34 protein-coding genes are annotated in these 20,246 nt (G+C 39.5%); all 34 read left to right on the forward strand.

Annotation, left to right across the window (positions count from 1 at the left end; all coding sequences use genetic code 11):
• Nucleotides 1-4 precede the first annotated feature (4 nt).
• On the forward strand, nucleotides 5-1,225 hold the full coding sequence (locus ABDZ91_RS06285; protein WP_343797309.1) for a DUF58 domain-containing protein: 1,221 nt from the start codon (nucleotides 5-7) through the stop codon (nucleotides 1,223-1,225).
• The gene (locus ABDZ91_RS06290) at nucleotides 1,218-2,438 is read left to right on the forward strand and encodes a hypothetical protein (protein WP_343797311.1); all 1,221 of its coding nucleotides are present in this window, start codon (nucleotides 1,218-1,220) and stop codon (nucleotides 2,436-2,438) included. The genes ABDZ91_RS06285 and ABDZ91_RS06290 overlap by 8 nt, the downstream gene beginning before the upstream one ends.
• 69 nt (nucleotides 2,439-2,507) lie before the next feature.
• Nucleotides 2,508-3,722: a DUF58 domain-containing protein gene (locus ABDZ91_RS06295; RefSeq protein ID WP_343797312.1), complete on the forward strand. Its 1,215-nt coding sequence runs from the start codon at nucleotides 2,508-2,510 to the stop codon at nucleotides 3,720-3,722.
• Between the two features lie 550 nt (nucleotides 3,723-4,272).
• On the forward strand, nucleotides 4,273-5,022 hold the full coding sequence (locus ABDZ91_RS06300) for a hypothetical protein (protein ID WP_343797314.1): 750 nt from the start codon (nucleotides 4,273-4,275) through the stop codon (nucleotides 5,020-5,022).
• 351 nt (nucleotides 5,023-5,373) lie between these two features.
• Entirely contained in the window at nucleotides 5,374-5,682 is a 309-nt protein-coding gene (gene rpsJ, locus ABDZ91_RS06305) for a 30S ribosomal protein S10 (protein WP_343797316.1), read from the forward strand.
• 34 nt (nucleotides 5,683-5,716) lie between these two features.
• On the forward strand, nucleotides 5,717-6,343 hold the full coding sequence (gene rplC, locus ABDZ91_RS06310; protein ID WP_343797318.1) for a 50S ribosomal protein L3: 627 nt from the start codon (nucleotides 5,717-5,719) through the stop codon (nucleotides 6,341-6,343).
• Nucleotides 6,344-6,372: 29 nt separating this feature from the next.
• On the forward strand, nucleotides 6,373-6,996 hold the full coding sequence (gene rplD, locus ABDZ91_RS06315; RefSeq protein ID WP_343797319.1) for a 50S ribosomal protein L4: 624 nt from the start codon (nucleotides 6,373-6,375) through the stop codon (nucleotides 6,994-6,996).
• On the forward strand, nucleotides 6,993-7,280 hold the full coding sequence (gene rplW / locus ABDZ91_RS06320; RefSeq protein ID WP_343797404.1) for a 50S ribosomal protein L23: 288 nt from the start codon (nucleotides 6,993-6,995) through the stop codon (nucleotides 7,278-7,280). The genes rplD and rplW overlap by 4 nt, the downstream gene beginning before the upstream one ends.
• Before the next feature lie 36 nt (nucleotides 7,281-7,316).
• Entirely contained in the window at nucleotides 7,317-8,147 is an 831-nt protein-coding gene (gene rplB, locus ABDZ91_RS06325) for a 50S ribosomal protein L2 (protein ID WP_343797321.1), read from the forward strand.
• A gap of 60 nt (nucleotides 8,148-8,207) precedes the next feature.
• Nucleotides 8,208-8,486: a 30S ribosomal protein S19 gene (rpsS, locus tag ABDZ91_RS06330; protein ID WP_343797322.1), complete on the forward strand. Its 279-nt coding sequence runs from the start codon at nucleotides 8,208-8,210 to the stop codon at nucleotides 8,484-8,486.
• 20 nt (nucleotides 8,487-8,506) lie between these two features.
• A complete protein-coding gene (gene rplV / locus ABDZ91_RS06335) occupies nucleotides 8,507-8,848 on the forward strand; it encodes a 50S ribosomal protein L22 (RefSeq protein WP_343797324.1) in 342 nt (113 codons plus the stop codon).
• 3 nt (nucleotides 8,849-8,851) lie between these two features.
• Nucleotides 8,852-9,508: a 30S ribosomal protein S3 gene (gene rpsC, locus ABDZ91_RS06340; RefSeq protein WP_343797326.1), complete on the forward strand. Its 657-nt coding sequence runs from the start codon at nucleotides 8,852-8,854 to the stop codon at nucleotides 9,506-9,508.
• Nucleotides 9,509-9,510: 2 nt separating this feature from the next.
• The gene (rplP, locus tag ABDZ91_RS06345) at nucleotides 9,511-9,945 is read left to right on the forward strand and encodes a 50S ribosomal protein L16 (protein ID WP_343797328.1); all 435 of its coding nucleotides are present in this window, start codon (nucleotides 9,511-9,513) and stop codon (nucleotides 9,943-9,945) included.
• Entirely contained in the window at nucleotides 9,935-10,138 is a 204-nt protein-coding gene (rpmC, locus tag ABDZ91_RS06350) for a 50S ribosomal protein L29 (protein ID WP_343797330.1), read from the forward strand. The genes rplP and rpmC overlap by 11 nt, the downstream gene beginning before the upstream one ends.
• 24 nt (nucleotides 10,139-10,162) lie before the next feature.
• A complete protein-coding gene (rpsQ, locus tag ABDZ91_RS06355) occupies nucleotides 10,163-10,426 on the forward strand; it encodes a 30S ribosomal protein S17 (RefSeq protein WP_343797332.1) in 264 nt (87 codons plus the stop codon).
• A 45-nt stretch (nucleotides 10,427-10,471) separates the two neighbouring features.
• Nucleotides 10,472-10,840, forward strand: a complete 369-nt coding sequence (gene rplN, locus ABDZ91_RS06360) for a 50S ribosomal protein L14 (RefSeq protein WP_343797334.1) — start codon at nucleotides 10,472-10,474, stop codon at nucleotides 10,838-10,840.
• Nucleotides 10,841-10,876: 36 nt separating this feature from the next.
• Nucleotides 10,877-11,185 carry a 50S ribosomal protein L24 gene (rplX, locus tag ABDZ91_RS06365; protein WP_343797406.1) on the forward strand — a complete coding sequence of 103 codons (309 nt, stop codon included), beginning with the start codon at nucleotides 10,877-10,879 and terminating at the stop codon, nucleotides 11,183-11,185.
• A gap of 31 nt (nucleotides 11,186-11,216) precedes the next feature.
• Nucleotides 11,217-11,756: a 50S ribosomal protein L5 gene (gene rplE, locus ABDZ91_RS06370; RefSeq protein ID WP_343797336.1), complete on the forward strand. Its 540-nt coding sequence runs from the start codon at nucleotides 11,217-11,219 to the stop codon at nucleotides 11,754-11,756.
• A gap of 25 nt (nucleotides 11,757-11,781) precedes the next feature.
• Complete coding sequence (locus tag ABDZ91_RS06375; RefSeq protein WP_097160692.1) at nucleotides 11,782-11,967, forward strand: type Z 30S ribosomal protein S14; 186 nt, start codon at nucleotides 11,782-11,784, stop codon at nucleotides 11,965-11,967.
• 32 nt (nucleotides 11,968-11,999) lie between these two features.
• Nucleotides 12,000-12,398: a 30S ribosomal protein S8 gene (gene rpsH / locus ABDZ91_RS06380; RefSeq protein WP_343797344.1), complete on the forward strand. Its 399-nt coding sequence runs from the start codon at nucleotides 12,000-12,002 to the stop codon at nucleotides 12,396-12,398.
• Nucleotides 12,399-12,429: 31 nt separating this feature from the next.
• Nucleotides 12,430-12,966, forward strand: coding sequence for a 50S ribosomal protein L6 (gene rplF, locus ABDZ91_RS06385; RefSeq protein ID WP_343797346.1), 537 nt, complete (start codon nucleotides 12,430-12,432; stop codon nucleotides 12,964-12,966).
• A 33-nt stretch (nucleotides 12,967-12,999) separates the two neighbouring features.
• On the forward strand, nucleotides 13,000-13,362 hold the full coding sequence (rplR, locus tag ABDZ91_RS06390) for a 50S ribosomal protein L18 (RefSeq protein WP_343797348.1): 363 nt from the start codon (nucleotides 13,000-13,002) through the stop codon (nucleotides 13,360-13,362).
• 23 nt (nucleotides 13,363-13,385) lie between these two features.
• Entirely contained in the window at nucleotides 13,386-13,886 is a 501-nt protein-coding gene (rpsE, locus tag ABDZ91_RS06395; protein ID WP_343797350.1) for a 30S ribosomal protein S5, read from the forward strand.
• Nucleotides 13,887-13,899: 13 nt separating this feature from the next.
• The gene (gene rpmD, locus ABDZ91_RS06400) at nucleotides 13,900-14,082 is read left to right on the forward strand and encodes a 50S ribosomal protein L30 (RefSeq protein WP_343797352.1); all 183 of its coding nucleotides are present in this window, start codon (nucleotides 13,900-13,902) and stop codon (nucleotides 14,080-14,082) included.
• A 31-nt stretch (nucleotides 14,083-14,113) separates the two neighbouring features.
• Entirely contained in the window at nucleotides 14,114-14,554 is a 441-nt protein-coding gene (rplO, locus tag ABDZ91_RS06405) for a 50S ribosomal protein L15 (protein WP_343797354.1), read from the forward strand.
• The gene (gene secY / locus ABDZ91_RS06410; protein ID WP_343797356.1) at nucleotides 14,554-15,849 is read left to right on the forward strand and encodes a preprotein translocase subunit SecY; all 1,296 of its coding nucleotides are present in this window, start codon (nucleotides 14,554-14,556) and stop codon (nucleotides 15,847-15,849) included. Before rplO ends, secY begins: the two co-directional genes overlap by 1 nt.
• A gap of 126 nt (nucleotides 15,850-15,975) precedes the next feature.
• Nucleotides 15,976-16,629: an adenylate kinase gene (locus ABDZ91_RS06415; RefSeq protein ID WP_343797358.1), complete on the forward strand. Its 654-nt coding sequence runs from the start codon at nucleotides 15,976-15,978 to the stop codon at nucleotides 16,627-16,629.
• On the forward strand, nucleotides 16,626-17,372 hold the full coding sequence (map, locus tag ABDZ91_RS06420; protein WP_343797360.1) for a type I methionyl aminopeptidase: 747 nt from the start codon (nucleotides 16,626-16,628) through the stop codon (nucleotides 17,370-17,372). The genes ABDZ91_RS06415 and map overlap by 4 nt, the downstream gene beginning before the upstream one ends.
• 133 nt (nucleotides 17,373-17,505) lie before the next feature.
• A complete protein-coding gene (gene infA / locus ABDZ91_RS06425) occupies nucleotides 17,506-17,724 on the forward strand; it encodes a translation initiation factor IF-1 (RefSeq protein ID WP_003178377.1) in 219 nt (72 codons plus the stop codon).
• A 33-nt stretch (nucleotides 17,725-17,757) separates the two neighbouring features.
• The gene (gene rpmJ, locus ABDZ91_RS06430; RefSeq protein ID WP_000868344.1) at nucleotides 17,758-17,871 is read left to right on the forward strand and encodes a 50S ribosomal protein L36; all 114 of its coding nucleotides are present in this window, start codon (nucleotides 17,758-17,760) and stop codon (nucleotides 17,869-17,871) included.
• Between the two features lie 21 nt (nucleotides 17,872-17,892).
• The gene (rpsM, locus tag ABDZ91_RS06435; protein ID WP_343797365.1) at nucleotides 17,893-18,258 is read left to right on the forward strand and encodes a 30S ribosomal protein S13; all 366 of its coding nucleotides are present in this window, start codon (nucleotides 17,893-17,895) and stop codon (nucleotides 18,256-18,258) included.
• Between the two features lie 25 nt (nucleotides 18,259-18,283).
• Nucleotides 18,284-18,673, forward strand: coding sequence for a 30S ribosomal protein S11 (gene rpsK, locus ABDZ91_RS06440; RefSeq protein ID WP_343797367.1), 390 nt, complete (start codon nucleotides 18,284-18,286; stop codon nucleotides 18,671-18,673).
• Between the two features lie 181 nt (nucleotides 18,674-18,854).
• Nucleotides 18,855-19,799, forward strand: coding sequence for a DNA-directed RNA polymerase subunit alpha (locus ABDZ91_RS06445; protein WP_343797369.1), 945 nt, complete (start codon nucleotides 18,855-18,857; stop codon nucleotides 19,797-19,799).
• 48 nt (nucleotides 19,800-19,847) lie between these two features.
• Nucleotides 19,848-20,210, forward strand: coding sequence for a 50S ribosomal protein L17 (gene rplQ, locus ABDZ91_RS06450; protein WP_343797370.1), 363 nt, complete (start codon nucleotides 19,848-19,850; stop codon nucleotides 20,208-20,210).
• Nucleotides 20,211-20,246 lie beyond the last annotated feature (36 nt).

Here is a 20,246-nt window from a genome sequence, read left to right on the forward strand (position 1 = left end):
GGATATGTGGTATCGATTTTATATTAGAGACCGCAATATTGATCTTGCCAGTAAAATATTACTTTTATTTATGATCTTAAGTATTATGTTTAACTCTGTTTTAGGTGTCTATTTCTCGATATTGGTTTTTTTGTTTTTTAAGATTCAAAGTCTTTACCTAGAGTATGTTGGTGAAAGGCTTCTTTTAAAAAATCCCAAGGAAAGAATCTATCTCTATAAAGAAGATAAAGGATCATTCAACTTCCAATTTGAGAACAATGGTTTACCTATACTTTCGGGATATATAAAAATCTTTATCGATAGTACGTTAGACCCTCTAATAGTAGATGATGAAATGACCAAAGAAAATGCTCCTCGTGATAGCAGCAGAGGCTTAGTTGAGGTAACATTACCGTTTGCTTTAGGATATAGGCGTTCAACTAATATAGAAATTCCCTTCGAGGCTAGAACCAGAGGTTTAGCAAAGGTGAGGAAAGTGGAAGTGGTTGCAAAGCATCCATTTGGAATTGGAGAGGTTTCCCTATCGTTTAATTACCCATTTAAACAAGAGGCTCTAGTCTTTCCTACAAAAAGGAAAATTGCAAATCCGGTCACTTTTCCAACCACTAAAGAAGGGCAAACACCTCAAAACTATTCCCTTCATGAGAATATTTTGAGTACTGTTGGAACGAGAGATTATATTTCAAGTGATAGCTTTAAACATATTGACTGGAAGGCTACTGCTAGAAGACAGGAGCTTCAAACGAAGATATTTGAAAAGGCATCTGAGCACAGTGTTTTTATTTCTCTAAATATACTGGATGGGTATCATCTTGTTTCAGATCTTGAAGAGTATATTGAAAAGATGGCCTATTTGGCTAAGAGCTTTAACGATCGTGATATCTCATTTGGAATAGCTGTTAATGTAAGGACATTCGGTAGAACGCCATTCCTATACATCCCTATTGGAAATGGTAGAGATCATTTGCTCAAAGTTTTCGAGTGTTTATCACTTATAGACTATCAATCCATGACTATACCTTACGAGAAGCTCATATATTTTATTGCTAAACAGAATATGGCAACTCCTAATTGGGTTAACATAGGATTTAGTAACGAGAAAATTAATAACCTTCTTTATAAAGTGTCCTTTAGAAAATATAACATGTTTGGATTATCGGAAGATGGTCAAAGCTTAGTTCCTTATACATTTATGAAAGACAAAAGGGGGCAAGCTCATGGGTAAAGCAACACCGTATATCGTAAAGTTAGTATCTGATGGAATAGGAGCAATGCTTATTTTGTTCCCTTTTTACTTTGCTAGTGATCAACTGCCTCCAATTGGTTCTCTTTTTACAACTTTACTGGTGTGCGGGTTGATTTTTGGCTATTTTTTAGCAAATGACCAGAAACTTAACAAAAAGCTATTGGTTGTTCTAGTAATTGCAGTTACTGTTATTTTCGGTATGCTATTTAAGCATTCGACCTTTTTGATTCTTGCGACGATGATTTTCATCACTATGAGAGGTTTTACTTATAGTGATAATGGATTAGAATCGGTAAATGGGAAAAAGTTAATGTATGCAACGCTTTTAACATTTGCCTTATATACTCATGCAGCCTCCTTTGGCTATGAATACTACTATTGGGTACCTATTGTATTTGTTGTGTATATATGGATTGTGAGTTTCGAGAGGTTTACCTTTACATGGGTTGAATCCAAGTTAGATCACTCACAAAAATTTCCGGTTCTGGGAATGGTAGTAGCAGCAGTAGTATTACCTTTTGTAGTTGCTTTTACTGGCCCCATCGTTTTTCCCTTTATCCGGGAAGGAGCGATGTTATTAGTAATAGGTACGGCCTACCTATTCTCTTGGGTTGTGGAGCCCTTATATAACTTTGCCATGAGTTTACAAGGGGCAAAGCCAGAGACTGAAGAAGTTCAGATGGGGATTAGTGAACTCTTGCGTGATATCCATAACCAGGCAGATATGGTTGAACATATTTCACTTCCGACGACACTAATTTTTATTGCTATTGTGTTTATTTTAGTAGCTATTTTGGCTTTCATTATATACAGAGGGAAGCTTATTCCTTCTATAGCAAGTGGACTTGATATTGATTACATATATGATAAAGTAAACAGTCCGTTTTCGAAGATGAAATGGAAATTCAATAGTGAACCCTCTATTGTAGTGCGAAAGCAAGTTTGGAATTTAGAAAAGTATGCTGTTAAGAAGAAGATGGACAGGAACTGGAATGAAACATTATCTGAATGGTTTCACCGATTAGGGATTTCAAAGCAAGACAGTAGTAAATATATCGAGATTTACAATGCATGTAGATACGGAGAAAAACAGGTTGCTGAAGATGAAATCAATTGGTTTACACTACACACCAAGCAAATTAGGGAACAAATAAAACATGCATCTAATAGTAAAAAGAGAGAAAAAGACTAAAAGACGGATGAAAATACGGGGGGGATATTGTTTGATACACATGAATCCAATTGTTGTGAGAGTAGCATAATGTGGTATCGAGACCAAAGGGGAGACAAATATATAGCAGGTACATTCTATGTATTTGTTTTTATGACCATAACTTTTATGTTCTTTGGAAATAAACAAGGAATCGTATTTTCCATATTTGCAGCGATTGTTCTTTTTTTGTCTATGATGTACGTCAAGTATGTAGGGAAAAAGTTAACTCTTACTAACCTCAAAGATAAAAACTATTACTATAGGGAAGACGAAGGTGCTTTTACACTAGAGTTCGAAAACAAAGGCATCCCCATTTTATCTGCCAATCTAAGGGTTCACATGGACCCTTATTTGGACCCTATTTTAATAGATAGAGAAATGGTCAAGAATAAAGTGCAGGCAAATCGAAAGTACGGTTTAGTCGAGGTGGAAGTTCCTTTTTCCGTGGGGTTCAGACAAAATCTAACCTTAAGCCTCCCTTTCATTGCAAAGCAAAGAGGTAAGGCAAGGATCAGTGTTATTGAGCTCCTCATTAACAATCCATTAGGTTTTGGGGAAGTAAGTCTAACCTTTATGCAAGAGTACAAACAGGAAGCAGTTGTTTTCCCTGTTACAAAACAAGTAAATGGCCATTTATCCTTTTCTACACAAAAGGAAGGAGAAACCCCCTTACTTTTTGCGATCCACGAAAATCCTCTTAGTCCAGTCGGGGTGAGAGACTACGCCTTGGGTGATCATTTTAAGAATATTCATTGGAAAGCGACAGCGAGAAAGCAAACTCTACAAACAAAAATTAATGAGAAAGCTTCAGATACGAGTTTAATCATTAGCTATAACATTGCGGAAGGGATTGGTCTTAGACCAGACTTTGAAGAGCAAATAGAAAGAATTGCTTATTTAGCCCAAAGCTTTCATAAACAAGATATTAGCTTTGGGCTTGCCATAAACGTAAGGTCCTATGGAGAAACCCCTTTTCTTTATATCCCTTTAGGTAAAGGAAAAGACCATATGTTACGTATACTTGAGGCGTTAGCAGTTATCACAAGCTTTACAATGACTACGCCTTATAAAAAGGTTCTATATAGTATGCAAAGAATGGATGTCTCGAATGTCCTCCATTTAGGTTCATTAAATAGTGAACACTCTCAAATTTTCCAAATGATGAACAGAAGAAATTACAGTATTTATCAAATAACATCTGATGGGGGAACCATTATTCCTCAAGCTGGAGCGAAGAGTGGAGGTAGCCTATCTCATGGTTAATTTGTTTATGCAAGTTTTAAATAAGACAATTAGTGATTATCTCTTGGCTGTTATATGTATTATACCGATTTATTTCTATGTAGGCGGCCACCCACCGGTAGTTCCAATTCTAGTGACCAGTATATTATCAGCTGTTATGTACACTTATTTCATTATTAGGCCTACTTTGAAAAAGAAAATATTCATTATAAGTAATAGTAGTATGATTGTGTGTATAGGGGTCTTATTTACACTGAATATCTACTTGATAATTGGATGCATGTTATTCGCTCTTTATATGGGTTTTTTCTATTTTAAACATGGGATAGAATCTATTAGGGGCATTAAGGCACTAATTTTCGGATGTATAACACTTTTTTATTATGTACTTGGTTTAGTCTATAACTATCCACATAATGAATGGATTTTAGGACTGTACCTCTGCTTCTTGTTTCTGTTTTTAGCTGCCCGGTTACATAAAGGATGGCTACAATCTAGACTTAGATACAGACAGAGATCCATATTTATCATGTTCATTCCTTTCATATTTCTTGTTGCATGGGTAGGAGCTATGACTCTGCCAATCTTCACTCCTTTTGTAAAAAACATATTCATGTATCTTATTGCCGTGCCATTAGGATTACTTGCATGGGTGTTCTCACCCATATTGAATTGGATCATGGGGTTTGATTTCTCAGAGGAGATATACAAGGATAATAAGAGTGACTTCTTTGAGATTATGTTTACGACAAATAAAACAGCAGCCGAAACCATTACTCTTTCTAATGTACTTTTCATTGGGTTTCCTTTTTTAGTTGCGATTCTTGTTCTTGTGCTTATCATACGGAAAGGGAGAATGAAAAAAAAGCAAACCGTGAGAAGTAATGGATCGATTTATAATGGGAAATTAGTTAAAAAGAATATGGTTAAGGGTTGGGTCTTTAAGCAGGAACCTGCACAAGTAGTGAGGAAACAGGTATGGCAACTAGAAAAGTTCGCTGTAAAGATGAAGGCAGAAAGAGAGTGGGGCGAGACAATAGAGGAGTGGTTAGATAGGATTGAAATAGATATAAATGACAAAGCGAAATTTACCCATATATATAATGCTTGCAGATACGGAGAAAAGAATATCAGTGATTCTGATACCAAGTGGTTTAAAGAAAGAACAAAGCTAGTTAAGCAATCCATTAAAAATAACAAAAAGAAATACAAAGAAAAAAGTGTAAAGGACCTCAAACAGGTCGATCAAAGGCCAAAACGAGAAAAGAGCATAATGGATATAACAACTGAAATGAATCTAAAAAGAAAAACGGGTGGATAATCACCTAGTTCCTTCTATAATATAACGCCCTTATAAAAGGGTGTTTTTTATTAAACTAATAAGAAGAGTAGAAAATGAACTTGGAAATCATTACGTAATGAAAAGTTAGAAGGAAACCTTGAAAAGTATGAATCATGTCATTATAATAGTAAAAGTGTGCCAAAGATAATTATTTATACATTTATTCTTGCTTCATGGGCCAGATATATGTATAATATAAAATGTTGGCTTTCTAATGCGATGATGTGGAAGGTTGCTGACACACCCGGCCGCTTTGCCATGGCGAGTGTCGTCAGGATATTTCCGCGGAGAATGTCTATCACGAAATAGGCGAAAGAAGGAGGGAAAATAATGGCAAAACAAAAAATTCGTATTCGTTTAAAAGCATATGATCACAGAATCCTTGATCAATCAGCTGAAAAGATTGTAGAAACTGCAAAACGTTCAGGTGCGAATGTATCGGGTCCAATCCCACTTCCAACTGAAAAGAATGTTTACACAATCCTTAGAGCGGTTCATAAGTACAAAGACTCTCGTGAGCAGTTTGAAATGCGTACACATAAACGTCTTATCGATATTGTGAACCCAACTCCACAAACAGTTGATTCACTAATGAGACTTGATCTACCATCTGGTGTAGATATCGAAATTAAACTTTAATAAATATAAGGATAAATTTTAGGAGGTGTGACTAATGACCAAAGGAATCTTAGGAAGAAAAATTGGTATGACGCAGGTTTTTGCTGAAAACGGCGATCTTATCCCAGTAACTGTTATCGAAGCTACTCCAAACGTAGTTCTTCAAAAGAAGACAGTTGATACTGATGGATATGAAGCGATCCAAATCGGCTTTGACGATAAACGTGAAAAGCTTGCTAACAAACCGGAAAAGGGGCATGCTGCTAAAGCAAATACTGCACCTAAGCGCTACGTACGTGAGATCCGCGACATTAACGCTGGAGATTACGAAGTTGGTCAGGAAGTCAAGGTTGATATTTTCGCAGAAGGCGATGTAGTAGATGTTACAGGAATTTCGAAGGGTAAAGGTTTCCAAGGTTCAATTAAGCGCCATGGACAATCTCGTGGACCTATGTCTCACGGTTCTCGTTACCATCGTCGTCCTGGTTCAATGGGTCCTGTAGATCCAAACCGTGTATTCAAAGGGAAAGCTCTTCCTGGACGTATGGGTGGAGATCAAATCACAGTTCAAAACCTACAAATCGTAAAAGTTGATGCTGAACGTAACCTATTACTAGTTAAAGGTAACGTACCAGGTGCGAAAAAATCTTTAATCAAAGTTGAAAGTGCAGTTAAAGCATAAGAATTTAACTAGGAAAGGAGGAAAAGGGAATGCCAAAAGTAACCCTATACAACCAAAGCGGTTCTCAGGTTGGTGAAATCGAATTGAATGAATCAGTGTTCGGTATCCAACCAAACAATCACGTATTATTTGAAGCGGTTATGATGCAAAGAGCTTCTTTAAGACAAGGAACATCTAAAGTAAAAAATCGTTCTGAAGTCGCTGGTGGTGGACGTAAACCATGGCGTCAAAAGGGAACAGGACGTGCTCGTCAAGGTTCGATCCGTTCTCCACAATGGCGTGGCGGTGGTACAGTATTTGGTCCAGTTCCACGCAGCTATAGCTACAAACTACCAAAGAAAGTACGTCGCTTAGCGATTAAATCTGCATTATCTTCTAAAGTACAAGGAGATAGCATTCTCGTTCTTGAGAGTTTAAGTTTTGAAACTCCAAAAACAAAAGAATTTGCAAGTGTGCTTAAAGGTTTATCTGTAAACCGTAAAGCTCTTATTGTTACAGATGTGTTAGATGAAAATGTAGCACTATCTGCTCGCAATATCCCAGGAATTACTGTCGTTGAAGCTAACGGCATTAACGTATTAGATGTTTTAAATCATGATCAACTAATCATGACTAAAGCAGCTGTTGAAAAAGTAGAGGAGGTGCTTGGATAATGGAAGCTCGTGACGTCATTAAGCGCCCCGTAATTACTGAACGTTCAGCTGATATTATGGCTGACAAAAAGTATACTTTTGAAGTAGATGTAAGAGCGAACAAAACGCAAGTTAAAGATGCGGTTGAGGAAATTTTCGGTGTGAAAGTTGAAAAAGTCAACATCATGAACTACAAAGGAAAATTCAAGCGCATGGGCCGTTATACTGGCTACACTAACAAGCGTCGTAAAGCTATTGTTAAGTTAACTGCTGATAGCAAAGAGATTGAAATCTTTGAAGCATAAAAGTTTCAAATTTAATTAAGAAGAGGAGGGAAAACAATGGCGATTAAAAAATACAAACCTACCTCTAACGGTCGTCGCGGAATGACAGTATCTGATTTCGCTGAAATCACTACTGACAAGCCAGAAAAATCTTTGCTTGCACCATTAAGCAAAAAAGCTGGTCGTAACAACCAAGGTAAGTTAACAGTTCGCCATCAGGGCGGTGGCCACAAGCGTCAATACCGTATCATCGACTTCAAGCGTAACAAAGATGGTATACCTGGACGCGTTGCTACAATTGAGTATGATCCAAACCGCTCAGCGAATATCGCGTTAATTAACTATGTAGACGGTGAAAAACGCTACATCTTAGCACCAAAGAATTTACAAGTTGGTACGGAAGTAATGTCTGGTCCTGAAGCAGATATTAAAGTAGGGAACGCACTTCCATTAGCTAACATTCCAGTGGGTACAGTAATCCACAACATCGAGTTGAAACCTGGTAAAGGTGGTCAATTAGTACGTTCTGCAGGAACTTCTGCTCAAGTTCTTGGTAAAGAAGGTAAATACGTTCTTGTTCGTTTAAATTCTGGTGAGGTTCGCATGATCCTTTCTGAATGCCGCGCGACAGTAGGTCAAGTTGGTAACGAACAACACGAATTGATTAACATCGGTAAAGCAGGTCGTTCTCGTTGGTTAGGTAAGCGTCCTACAGTTCGTGGTTCTGTAATGAACCCTAACGATCACCCACACGGTGGTGGTGAAGGTAGAGCTCCTATCGGACGTAAATCTCCTATGTCACCATGGGGTAAACCAACTCTTGGAGCTAAAACTCGTAAGAAGAAAAATAGATCTGATAAATTCATCGTTCGTCGTCGTAAAAAATAACGGGATTGTACTACGGTTCCAATGTAGAGCCGTAGTAGAGTCACGAAGGGAGGCACAATCATGGGTCGTAGCTTGAAAAAAGGACCTTTCGTAGATGATCATTTAATGAAAAAGGTCGAGCAGTTAAATGAAACAGACAAGAAGCAAGTTGTTAAAACTTGGTCTCGTCGTTCAACAATCTTCCCAGCTTTTATCGGTCACACGATCGCTGTATACGATGGACGCAAACATGTACCAGTTTATGTTACAGAAGATATGGTTGGACATAAACTTGGAGAGTTTGCACCAAGCCGTACGTATAAAGGCCATGCAAATGACGATAAGAAAACAAGACGTTAATCCGAGAGGAGGGCAAAAACATGCAAGCTAAAGCTGTTGCTAGAACAGTAAGAATTGCTCCTCGTAAAGTGCGCTTAGTAGTAGATTTAATCCGAGGTAAGCAAGTCGGTGAAGCAGTTGCAATCTTGCGTCATACACCAAAGGCAGCTTCTCCTGTCGTTGAAAAGGTGTTAAACTCAGCAATTGCAAATGCGGAACATAACTATGAAATGGACGTAAATAACCTAGTGATTTCTCAAGTGTTCGTTGATGAAGGTCCAACATTGAAGCGTTTCCGTCCACGTGCAATGGGACGCGCAAGCGCGATCAACAAACGTACGAGCCACATCACAATCGTTGTATCAGAAAAAAAGGAGGGATAATTCGTGGGTCAAAAAGTACATCCAGTCGGTCTACGTATTGGAGTCATTCGTGATTGGGAATCAAAATGGTATGCTGGAAAAGATTATGCAGACCTTCTACACGAAGACCTTAAAGTACGTGAGTACATCGCAAAGCGTTTAAGCGATGCTTCCGTAGCAAAAGTAGAAATCGAACGTGCGGCTAACCGCATCAATATTACTATTCACACTGCGAAGCCTGGTATGGTTATTGGTAAAGGTGGTACTGAAGTGGAAGCACTTCGTAAAGCTCTTAGCCAATTAACTGGCAAGCGTGTACACATTAACATCATGGAAATCAAAAGAGCTGATTTAGATGCGAAGCTTGTTGCTGAAAACATTGCTCGCCAGCTTGAGAACCGTGTATCATTCCGTCGTGCACAAAAGCAATCAATTCAACGTGCAATGCGCGCAGGTGCACAAGGTATTAAAACACAAGTATCTGGTCGTTTAGGTGGAGCGGATATTGCTCGTGCTGAACACTACAGCGAAGGAACTGTTCCTCTTCATACTCTTCGCGCTGATATTGACTATGCTACAGCTGAAGCTGACACAACATATGGTAAGTTAGGCGTGAAAGTGTGGATTTATCGTGGAGAAGTCCTTCCTACGAAGAAGAAATCTGAGGAAGGAGGCAACTAATTATGTTACTGCCAAAACGCGTAAAGTATCGCCGTGAACATCGTGGAAAAATGCGTGGGAATGCTAAAGGTGGTGCGGAAGTAAGCTTTGGAGAATACGGCTTACAAGCTACTGAAGCTTCTTGGATTACTAACCGTCAAATCGAAGCTGCACGTATCGCGATGACACGTTACATGAAACGTGGTGGTAAGGTTTGGATCAAAATCTTCCCTCACAAGCCATACACTGCTAAGCCTCTTGAAGTCCGAATGGGTTCTGGTAAAGGTGCTCCTGAAGGATGGGTTGCAGTTGTTAAACCTGGAAAGATCATGTTTGAAATTGCAGGCGTTTCAGAAGAAGTTGCTCGTGAAGCACTACGTCTAGCGTCTCACAAACTTCCTGTTAAATGTAAGTTTGTAAAACGAGAAGAAATTGGTGGTGAATCAAATGAAGGCTAATGAAATTCGTGAACTAACCACTGCCGAAATTGAACAAAAAGTGAAATCTCTTAAAGAAGAATTATTCAACCTTCGCTTCCAACTTGCGACAGGACAATTGGAAAACACCGCTCGCATTCGTGAGGTTCGTAAGTCCATCGCTCGTATGAAAACTGTAATTCGTGAAAGAGAGATCGGCATTACAAACAAATAGCCCGAGAGGAGGTTTCCGTAAAGAATGAGTGAACGTAACCAACGTAAAGTATACACTGGTCGAGTTGTATCCGATAAAATGGATAAAACTATCACAGTATTAGTTGAAACTTATAAAAAACATCCTCTATACGGTAAGCGCGTTAAGTATTCTAAGAAATTTAAAGCTCATGATGAAAATAATGAAGCTAAAATTGGCGATATCGTTCGTGTAATGGAAACTCGCCCATTGTCTGCTACAAAGCGTTTCCGTCTAGTAGAAGTCGTAGAAAAAGCTGTTATTATTTAATGATACGATTCGGATCTATGCTTAATCCGAAGGGAGGTACTACGCATGATTCAACAAGAGTCAAGATTGAAAGTCGCTGATAACTCAGGTGCACGTGAAGTTCTAACAATTAAAGTGTTAGGTGGATCTGGAAGAAAAACTGCAAATATCGGAGATGTCATCGTTTGTACAGTCAAACAGGCAACACCTGGAGGCGTTGTTAAAAAAGGTGACGTTGTTAAAGCGGTAATTGTACGTACGAAGAGCGGTGCACGTCGTTCTGACGGTTCTTACATCAAGTTTGATGAGAACGCATGTGTAATTATTCGTGACGATAAGGGTCCACGTGGAACACGTATTTTCGGACCTGTCGCTCGTGAACTTCGTGAAAACAACTTCATGAAAATTGTTTCTTTAGCTCCGGAAGTAATTTAAGTTTTTGATGAGGCCTTTAAGGAGGTGCGAAAGACGATGCATGTAAAAAAAGGTGATAAAGTAATGGTCATCTCTGGCAAAGACAAAGGTAAAACCGGCGTTATTCTTGCAGCGTATCCAAAGAAGAACCGTGTATTGGTTGAAGGTGTTAACATCGTCAAAAAACATGCGAAGCCATCACAATTAAATCCTCAAGGTGGAATTATCAGCCACGAGGCAGCTATCCATGTTTCTAACGTAATGCCTATTGATCCTAAATCTGGTCAACCAACTCGTGTTGGATACACAGAAGTAGATGGCAAAAAAGTACGTGTTGCAAAAAAATCTGGTGAAAAATTAGACTGATTAGATCGAACATGAAGGGAGGTATAAGAGAATGAACCGCCTAAAAGAAAAGTACGTAAAAGAAATTACACCTTCTCTTATGAGCAAGTTTAACTATAAATCAAGCATGCAAGTGCCTAAGTTAGAAAAGATTGTTATCAACATGGGTGTTGGTGACGCTGTTCAAAACGCAAAATCACTTGATAGTGCAGTTGAAGAATTAGAATTAATCACTGGTCAAAAACCAGTTGTAACAAGAGCGAAGAAGTCAATCGCTGGATTCCGTCTTCGTGAAGGTATGCCAATCGGTGCGAAGGTAACTCTTCGTGGAGAACGCATGTATCAATTCCTAGACAAGTTAATCGCTGTTTCACTACCACGTGTACGTGACTTCCGTGGAATTTCTAAGAAAGCATTCGACGGTAGAGGAAACTACACTCTAGGAGTTCGCGAACAGCTTATCTTCCCAGAGATCGATTACGATAAAGTGAGTAAAGTACGCGGTATGGATATCGTATTAGTTACAACTGCGAACACTGATGAAGAATCACGTGAGTTATTAACTCAGTTTGGAATGCCGTTCCAAAAGTAATCGCTAAGAAAAGGGAGGCGAAAACGTGGCTAAAAAATCAATGATTGCGAAGCAACAACGCACGCAAAAGTACAAAGTTCGTGAATATACAAGATGTGAACGTTGTGGACGTCCACACTCTGTATACCGCAAATTTAAACTTTGCCGTATTTGCTTCCGCGAACTTGCATACAAAGGTCAAATTCCTGGCGTGAAAAAAGCCAGCTGGTAAACTAATGAACGTTGGAAGGAGGTCATTATAAAATGGTCATGACAGATCCAATTGCAGATATGCTTACTCGTATTCGTAATGCGAATATGGTTCGTCACGAAGTTCTAGAAGTTCCTGCTTCTAAGATCAAAAAGGACGTAGCTGAAATCTTAAAACGTGAAGGCTTCGTACGTGATGTAGAACATATCGAAGACAATAAACAAGGTGTTATCCGTATTTTCCTAAAGTACGGTTCAAATAACGAACGTGTTATAACTGGCCTTAAGAGAATCAGTAAACCTGGTCTACGCGTATATGCGAGAGCTAACGAAGTTCCACGCGTTCTTAACGGTCTTGGTATTGCAATCGTATCTACATCTCAAGGTGTACTTACTGATAAAGAAGCACGTGCTAAGCAAGTGGGCGGAGAAGTCCTTGCTTACGTTTGGTAATAAAAACGATTAGTGAATGGAGGTGCAAAGCATGTCTCGCGTAGGGAAAAAACCCATCGAAGTGCCATCTGGCGTAACAGTAACATTTGATAACAACACGATTACGGTTAAAGGACCTAAGGGTGAACTAACACGTACTTTCAGTCCAGATATTAAAGTGGAACTAGAAGAAAACGTACTAACTGTAACTCGTCCTTCTGACTCTAAAGAGCACCGCACTTTGCACGGAACAACTCGTGCGTTACTCGCAAATATGGTCGAAGGTGTATCAAAAGGATTTGAAAGATCTCTTGAGCTTATCGGGGTTGGATACCGTGCTCAAAAACAAGGTAGTAAGCTTATTCTAAATGTAGGTTACTCTCACCCGGTTGAAATTGAGCCTGAAGAAGGAATTGAAATTGAAGTTCCATCTAACACGAAGGTAACTGTTAAAGGATATAACAAAGAGCGTGTAGGTGCTCTAGCAGCAAACATTCGTGACGTACGTCCACCAGAACCTTACAAAGGTAAAGGGATCCGTTACGAAGGTGAGCGTGTGCGCCGTAAAGAAGGTAAGACAGGTAAATAAAGCCGCATAGGTAACAGAAAGGAGTGACCTTACGTGATTACTAAGCCTAGTAAAAACGCTGTCCGTAAGAAAAGACATGCTCGTGTTCGTTCGAAGTTAACAGGAACAGCTGAGCGTCCACGTCTAAACGTATTTCGCTCAAACAAATACATTTATGTTCAGTTAATCGATGATGTAAATGGTTTAACGGTAGCAAGTGCTTCAAGTAAAGAGAAGGATCTTGGTCTTGAATCAACTGGTAACGTTGATGCCGCTACAAAAGTCGGCGAACTAATCGCAAAAAGAGCTGTTGAAAAAGGCTTCAAAGAAGTTGTTTTTGACCGCGGCGGTTATTTATACCACGGGCGTATTAAAGCATTAGCAGATGCTGCTCGTGAGAACGGTCTAGAATTTTAATAGACAAAGGAGGGACAAATGACATGCGTCGCATTGATGCCAATAAACTAGAGCTTGAAGAACGTGTTGTAACGGTAAATCGTGTTGCGAAGGTTGTTAAAGGTGGACGTCGTTTCCGTTTCTCTGCACTTGTAGTTGTTGGAGATAAAAACGGACACGTAGGTTTCGGTACTGGTAAAGCACAAGAGGTGCCAGATGCTATCCGTAAAGCAATTGAAGATGCGAAAAAGAATTTAGTTGCTGTACCAATGGTAGGTACTACAATTCCTCATGAAATTGTAGGACGCTTTGGCGCAGGAGAAATCCTTTTAAAGCCAGCTTCTGAAGGTACTGGAGTTATCGCAGGAGGACCTGTTCGTGCGGTACTTGAGCTTGCAGGAGTTGCAGACATTCTATCTAAGTCTCTTGGAACAAACACACCAATCAACATGGTTCGTGCAACAATTGAGGGATTAAAACAGTTAAAACGTGCTGAAGACGTTGCTAAATTACGTGGAAAATCAGTAGAAGAACTGTTAGGATAAGGGGGGAAAACCAATGGCAAACAAACTTGAAATCACCCTTACACGCAGCCTAATTGGTCGTCCTGAAGATCAAAAAGTTACAGTAAAGACTTTAGGACTTAAAAAGCTGCACCAAACGGTTGTTCATGAAGATAATGCAGCAATTCGCGGAATGATTAACAAAGTTTCACACCTTGTAACTGTGAAAGAACAATAATTATTTTCCATAGAACAAGGAGGTGCCAATAATGAAGCTACATGAATTGAAGCCTGCACCAGGTTCTCGTAAAGAGCGTAACCGCGTAGGACGTGGTATTGGTTCTGGTAACGGGAAAACTGCTGGTAAAGGTCATAAAGGTCAAAAAGCACGTTCAGGTGGTGGCGTAAGACTAGGATTTGAAGGTGGTCAAACTCCTCTTTTCCAACGTCTACCTAAGCGTGGATTTACAAACATCAATCGTAAAGAGTATGCAATCGTGAACCTCGATGCTCTTAACCGCTTTGAAGATGGAACAGAAGTAACTCCTGAGCTACTAATCGAGACAGGTGTTGTAAAAGCTGAAAAAGCTGGAATCAAGATTCTAGGAAACGGTAACGTTGAAAAGAAACTTACAGTTAAAGCTCATAAGTTCTCATCTGCTGCTAAAGAAGCAATCGAAGCAGCAGGCGGTCAAACAGAGGTGATCTAATGTTTCGGACAATCTCCAATTTCATGCGTGTGAGTGATATAAGAAATAAAATAATTTTCACCCTTTTAATGCTTCTAGTGTTTCGTATCGGAACGTTCATCCCTGTACCTGGGGTGAACCCGGAGGCATTAAATTTTGGTGAAAACAGTGCTTTTGGGCTTCTCAATGTCTTCGGTGGAGGAGCTTTGGCACAATTCTCTATCTTTGCGACAGGAATTATGCCTTACATTACGGCTTCCATTATCGTTCAACTTTTACAGATGGACGTTGTGCCGAAGTTTACTGAGTGGTCCAAACAAGGTGAAGTTGGGCGTAGGAAACTAGCTCAATTCACTAGATATGGAACAATCGTTTTAGGGTTTATCCAGGCACTAGGTATGGCGTATGGATTTAATGCGATCTCTGGTGGAGGTCTCATTCAAAATCCTACCTTTGGAACTTATCTACTAATTGCACTTGTACTAACTGCCGGAACTGCATTCTTGATGTGGTTAGGGGAGCAAATTACGGCTAAGGGTGTAGGAAATGGGATTTCCATTCTTATCTTCGCTGGTATCGTTGCTGCAATCCCAACTACAGTCAATCAAATTTTCCAACAACAGTTCACTGATGTTGGGGACCAAGTTTTCATCCGTATCATTACGGTTGTATTACTAGTGTTAGCGGTAGTAGCAATTGTAGTTGGAACCATCTTTATTCAACAAGCTCTTCGTAAAATTCCTGTACAATATGCTAAGCGTGTATCTACAGGAAAGAGTCCAAATATGGGTGCTCAAACTTCCCATTTACCATTAAAGGTTAACGCTGCTGGTGTTATCCCGGTAATCTTTGCGATTTCTTTCATTATTACACCGCAAACCATTGCACAGTTTTTTGAAGAGAATTCTGTTACTCTTTGGATTCAACGTATTTTTGATTATACAGAGCCAATCGGAATGATCATCTATGTTGGTCTCATTATTGCTTTCACTTATTTCTATGCTTTTATTCAAGTGAATCCAGAACAAGTTTCGGATAACTTAAAGAAACAAGGTGGCTACATCCCTGGAATTAGACCAGGTATCAAAACACAGGAGTATCTGACAAAAGTACTATATCGCCTTACATTTGTGGGTGCTATATTCTTAGCGGTTATTTCTGTTCTACCAGTCTTCTTCATTGAGTTTGCGAACCTTCCACCTTCTGCTCAAATCGGTGGAACAAGTTTACTCATCGTTGTAGGTGTTGCCTTAGAAACAATGAAACAATTAGAGGCTCAACTAGTAAAACGTCATTATAAAGGCTTTATTAAATAGATCCTTGTCAATCAGGGCTGGTTTAAATCGAGGTGTCTATCTCCTCTATCTACAACCTTTAGAGGTGTAGAAGGGGAGACGACTCTTATGGTTTAACCCCTAATCTGAGACTGAGGGGGAAAACGCATGAATTTAGTTCTAATGGGTCTTCCTGGAGCAGGGAAAGGGACTCAAGCCGAAAAAATCGTAGCGAAGTATAATATCCCTCATATCTCAACTGGAGATATGTTCCGAGCAGCAATGAAGGATGAGACAGATCTTGGTCTTAAGGCGAAATCCTTTATGGATAAAGGAGAGCTAGTTCCTGATGAAATTACCATCGGGATAGTGAAAGAACGCCTTAGCAAAGATGATTGTATTCAGGGATTTTTACTAGACGGTTTTCCTAGAACAGTGCCACAAGCGGATGCGTTAGAAACTTTATTATCTCAATTAGATAAAAGAATTAACTATGTAATTCATATCGATGTAGATAAAGAAGAACTAATGGGCCGATTAACTGGGCGTAGAATCTGTAAAGATTGTGGTGCAACTTATCACCTTGTCTTTAACCCACCTTCTAAAGAAGGAGTTTGTGACCGTTGTGGTGGCGAGCTGTATCAACGTGCAGATGATAACGCAGAAACTGTTCAAAATCGACTAGATGTTAACATTAAGCAAATGCAACCGTTACTTGATTTTTATCAAGATAAAGGGTATTTGCGCACAATCAATGGACAACAAGATATTGATGTTGTGTTTCAAGACATTGAAAAGGTTCTTGGGGGCCAAAGTGAATGATCATATGTAAAACACCCCGTGAATTAGAGATCATGAGGGAAGCTGGCCGAATCGTTGCCCTAACACATCAAGAGCTAAAGAAACATATTAAGCCTGGTATAACAACAAAAGAATTGGATACAATTGCCGATAAATTTATACGTCAATCTGGTGCAATTCCCTCGTTTAAGGGCTATAATGGTTTTCGTGGCAGCATCTGTGCTTCTGTTAATGAAGAACTTGTTCATGGAATTCCAGGTGATCGTGTACTAAACGATGGAGATATTATCTCGATCGATATCGGTGCGAAATATAATGGTTACCATGGTGATTCAGCTTGGACCTACGGTGTAGGCCAAATAAGTGAAGAAGCAAAGCGTTTATTAGAAGTGACAGAGGAATCTTTATTTGTAGGGCTAAAAGAAGCAAAGCCCGGCGAAAGATTATCGAACATCTCCCATGCAATTCAAGAATATGTCGAGACATGCGGTTTTTCTGTTGTACGTGAGTATGTCGGGCATGGAATTGGTCAAGAATTACATGAAGACCCACCAATCCCTCACTATGGTCCACCGGGTAAAGGTCCAAGGTTGAGACCAGGAATGGTTTTGTGTGTCGAACCAATGGTAAATGCAGGAAGTCGACATGTCAAAACACTTTCTGATCATTGGACAGTCGTAACGGTGGATGGTAAAATGTGCGCTCATTTCGAGCATACGATTGCCATTACGGAATCCGGTTTTGAGATTTTAACCGTTATTTAGTTAAAGTTCAGGCTCGGAGGTTGCTCATTTACGAAAAAAAGAGTATAATGCACTCTGTTTGGTATCGTCGTAAACAATCGTTTTACGTTTAATAGATATTCTCGAGAATGCCCACGGAAGGGAGATGAACTCGATGGCTAAAGATGATGTTATTGAGGTCGAAGGTACAGTAGTCGAAACTTTGCCAAACGCGATGTTTAAGGTAGAATTGGAGAATGGTCATACTGTTCTTGCCCATGTTTCTGGTAAGATTCGTATGCACTTTATTCGTATCCTACCAGGTGATAAAGTGACGGTGGAATTGTCACCTTATGACCTAACTCGTGGTAGAATCACATACCGTTATAAATAATAAACACTCCGTAAACTAAGGAGGTTGAAAAAAGTGAAGGTAAGACCATCTGTTAAGCCAATTTGCGAAAAGTGCAAAGTAATTCGCAGACGTGGTAAAGTAATGGTGATTTGTGAAAATCCTAAACATAAGCAAAAACAAGGTTAGTATATAAGGAGGTGCTCATTAATGGCTCGTATCGCAGGTGTTGATATTCCTCGTGAAAAACGTATTGTAATATCTTTAACATATATTTATGGTATCGGTAACTCAACAGCGAAACAAATCTTAGCTGAATCTGGTGTTTCTGAAGATACTCGTGTTCGTGATCTTACTGAAGACGAACTAGGTAAAATTCGTGAAATCGTTGATAAGCTAAAAGTTGAAGGGGATCTACGTCGTGAGATTTCATTAAACATCAAACGTCTAATGGAAATCGGTTGCTACCGTGGTCTTCGTCATCGTCGTGGCTTACCAGTTCGTGGACAAAATACGAAGAACAATGCTCGTACCCGTAAAGGACCACGTAAAACTGTTGCTAACAAGAAGAAATAATTGGGTAAAGGAGGTTATCTAACTTATGGCACGTAAAACTAATACTCGTAAACGTCGTGTGAAAAAGAATATCGAAGCTGGTATTGCACACATTCGTTCTACTTTTAACAATACAATTGTAACGATTACAGATGTTCACGGTAATGCGGTCGCTTGGTCAAGTGCTGGTGCGCTTGGTTTCAAAGGATCTCGTAAATCTACACCATTTGCAGCTCAAATGGCTGCTGAAACTGCTGCTAAAGGGTCAATCGAACACGGCATGAAGACTCTTGAGGTTACTGTTAAAGGACCTGGTGCAGGACGTGAAGCTGCTATCCGTGCATTACAATCAGCTGGACTAGAAGTAACAGCCATCAGAGACGTGACACCTGTTCCACATAACGGATGCCGTCCACCAAAACGTCGCCGTGTATAATTTTTCTGTATAACTTTCTTAACCATGTCTATAATGGTTATGATAGCAAATTTTGCCTTTATACAGAATACGTTGTTGTACTCTTTAAGGAATGCATTCTTGGGGGAATATCGATTGGACATTCCTTCGGGTTAAGGTATTCTAATCGGGTTTTCGACGTTTTGAAGGAGGGTATTGTTGAATGATCGAGATTGAAAAGCCAATAATTGAAACGGTTGAGATCAACGATGACGCAAAGTACGGGAAGTTTGTCGTAGAACCACTTGAGCGTGGATATGGTACAACTCTGGGTAACTCCTTACGTCGTATCCTACTATCCTCACTCCCAGGTGCCGCTGTCACTTCTATTCAGATTGATGGTGTACTACATGAGTTCTCAACAATCGAAGGTGTCGTAGAGGATGTTACGACTATTATCCTAAACATTAAAAAACTTGCGCTTAAGATTTATTCTGATGAAGAAAAAACATTAGAAATTGATGCACAAGGTGAAGGCCCTATTACGGCTGCTGATATTACACATGATAGTGATGTTGAAATCCTTAATCCGGATCTTCATATCGCAACTCTATCTGCAAAAGGCCATCTACGTATGCGTCTACATGCAAGAAGAGGTCGTGGATATGCAACAGCTGATCAAAACAAGCGTGAAGATCAACCAATTGGTGTTATTCCAATTGACTCTATTTATACACCTGTATCTCGTGTATCATATCAAGTTGAAAACACGCGTGTTGGTCAAATGACTAATTATGACAAGTTAACTTTAGATGTATGGACAGATGGAAGCACTGGTCCACAAGAAGCTATAGCTTTAGGTGCAAAAATCCTAACAGAACATCTAAACATCTTTGTAGGCCTAACAGATGAAGCACAAAATGCTGAAATCATGGTTGAAAAAGAAGAAGATCAAAAAGAGAAAGTTCTTGAAATGACTATTGAAGAACTGGATCTATCTGTTCGCTCATACAACTGCTTGAAGCGTGCAGGCATTAACACTGTTCAAGAACTTGCGAACAAAACCGAAGAAGATATGATGAAAGTCAGAAACCTCGGACGCAAATCACTTGAAGAAGTAAAAGCTAAGCTTGAAGATTTAGGCTTAGGATTAAGAAAAGACGACTAATATAGTTGACATACAACATGACCTTTACAAAAAGGGAGGGAATCTACTATGTCTTACAGAAAACTAGGACGTACAAGCGATCAACGTAAAGCATTACTACGTGACCTTGCGACTGATTTAATCATCAGTGAGCGTATCGAGACAACTGAAGCACGTGCGAAAGAATTACGTTCTGTTGTTGAGAAAATGATCACTCTTGGAAAGCGCGGAGATCTTCATGCTCGTCGTCAAGCTTCTTCTTACATTCGTCATGAAGTGGCTAACGAAGAAACTGGGCAAGATGCTATCCAAAAGCTATTCAGTGACATTGCTCCTCGTTATGAAGAGCGTCAAGGCGGATATACACGCATTATGAAATTAGGACCACGTCGTGGTGACGGAGCTCCAATGGTAATCATTGAGCTAGTTTAATAATGACGAGACATGGGGCGGGACAGCTAACTAGTT

This window comes from Bacillus carboniphilus (assembly GCF_039522365.1).
Taxonomy (GTDB): domain Bacteria; phylum Bacillota; class Bacilli; order Bacillales; family JC228; genus Bacillus_BF; species Bacillus_BF carboniphilus.

Excerpts from the sequence above, each read along its gene's own strand:
- ABDZ91_RS06285 (WP_343797309.1), top strand. The coding sequence starts at position 5 with ATGTGGTATCGATTTTATATTAGAGACCGCAATATTGATCTTGCCAGT.
- ABDZ91_RS06290 (WP_343797311.1), top strand. The coding sequence starts at position 1,218 with ATGGGTAAAGCAACACCGTATATCGTAAAGTTAGTATCTGATGGAATA.
- ABDZ91_RS06295 (WP_343797312.1), top strand. The coding sequence starts at position 2,508 with ATGTGGTATCGAGACCAAAGGGGAGACAAATATATAGCAGGTACATTC.
- ABDZ91_RS06300 (WP_343797314.1), top strand. The coding sequence starts at position 4,273 with ATGACTCTGCCAATCTTCACTCCTTTTGTAAAAAACATATTCATGTAT.
- rpsJ (WP_343797316.1), top strand. The coding sequence starts at position 5,374 with ATGGCAAAACAAAAAATTCGTATTCGTTTAAAAGCATATGATCACAGA.
- rplC (WP_343797318.1), top strand. The coding sequence starts at position 5,717 with ATGACCAAAGGAATCTTAGGAAGAAAAATTGGTATGACGCAGGTTTTT.
- rplD (WP_343797319.1), top strand. The coding sequence starts at position 6,373 with ATGCCAAAAGTAACCCTATACAACCAAAGCGGTTCTCAGGTTGGTGAA.
- rplB (WP_343797321.1), top strand. The coding sequence starts at position 7,317 with ATGGCGATTAAAAAATACAAACCTACCTCTAACGGTCGTCGCGGAATG.
- rpsS (WP_343797322.1), top strand. The coding sequence starts at position 8,208 with ATGGGTCGTAGCTTGAAAAAAGGACCTTTCGTAGATGATCATTTAATG.
- rplV (WP_343797324.1), top strand. The coding sequence starts at position 8,507 with ATGCAAGCTAAAGCTGTTGCTAGAACAGTAAGAATTGCTCCTCGTAAA.
- rplP (WP_343797328.1), top strand. The coding sequence starts at position 9,511 with ATGTTACTGCCAAAACGCGTAAAGTATCGCCGTGAACATCGTGGAAAA.
- rpmC (WP_343797330.1), top strand. The coding sequence starts at position 9,935 with ATGAAGGCTAATGAAATTCGTGAACTAACCACTGCCGAAATTGAACAA.
- rpsQ (WP_343797332.1), top strand. The coding sequence starts at position 10,163 with ATGAGTGAACGTAACCAACGTAAAGTATACACTGGTCGAGTTGTATCC.
- rplN (WP_343797334.1), top strand. The coding sequence starts at position 10,472 with ATGATTCAACAAGAGTCAAGATTGAAAGTCGCTGATAACTCAGGTGCA.
- rplX (WP_343797406.1), top strand. The coding sequence starts at position 10,877 with ATGCATGTAAAAAAAGGTGATAAAGTAATGGTCATCTCTGGCAAAGAC.
- rplE (WP_343797336.1), top strand. The coding sequence starts at position 11,217 with ATGAACCGCCTAAAAGAAAAGTACGTAAAAGAAATTACACCTTCTCTT.
- rpsH (WP_343797344.1), top strand. The coding sequence starts at position 12,000 with ATGGTCATGACAGATCCAATTGCAGATATGCTTACTCGTATTCGTAAT.
- rplF (WP_343797346.1), top strand. The coding sequence starts at position 12,430 with ATGTCTCGCGTAGGGAAAAAACCCATCGAAGTGCCATCTGGCGTAACA.
- rpsE (WP_343797350.1), top strand. The coding sequence starts at position 13,386 with ATGCGTCGCATTGATGCCAATAAACTAGAGCTTGAAGAACGTGTTGTA.
- rpmD (WP_343797352.1), top strand. The coding sequence starts at position 13,900 with ATGGCAAACAAACTTGAAATCACCCTTACACGCAGCCTAATTGGTCGT.
- rplO (WP_343797354.1), top strand. The coding sequence starts at position 14,114 with ATGAAGCTACATGAATTGAAGCCTGCACCAGGTTCTCGTAAAGAGCGT.
- secY (WP_343797356.1), top strand. The coding sequence starts at position 14,554 with ATGTTTCGGACAATCTCCAATTTCATGCGTGTGAGTGATATAAGAAAT.
- ABDZ91_RS06415 (WP_343797358.1), top strand. The coding sequence starts at position 15,976 with ATGAATTTAGTTCTAATGGGTCTTCCTGGAGCAGGGAAAGGGACTCAA.
- map (WP_343797360.1), top strand. The coding sequence starts at position 16,626 with ATGATCATATGTAAAACACCCCGTGAATTAGAGATCATGAGGGAAGCT.
- infA (WP_003178377.1), top strand. The coding sequence starts at position 17,506 with ATGGCTAAAGATGATGTTATTGAGGTCGAAGGTACAGTAGTCGAAACT.
- rpsM (WP_343797365.1), top strand. The coding sequence starts at position 17,893 with ATGGCTCGTATCGCAGGTGTTGATATTCCTCGTGAAAAACGTATTGTA.
- rpsK (WP_343797367.1), top strand. The coding sequence starts at position 18,284 with ATGGCACGTAAAACTAATACTCGTAAACGTCGTGTGAAAAAGAATATC.
- ABDZ91_RS06445 (WP_343797369.1), top strand. The coding sequence starts at position 18,855 with ATGATCGAGATTGAAAAGCCAATAATTGAAACGGTTGAGATCAACGAT.
- rplQ (WP_343797370.1), top strand. The coding sequence starts at position 19,848 with ATGTCTTACAGAAAACTAGGACGTACAAGCGATCAACGTAAAGCATTA.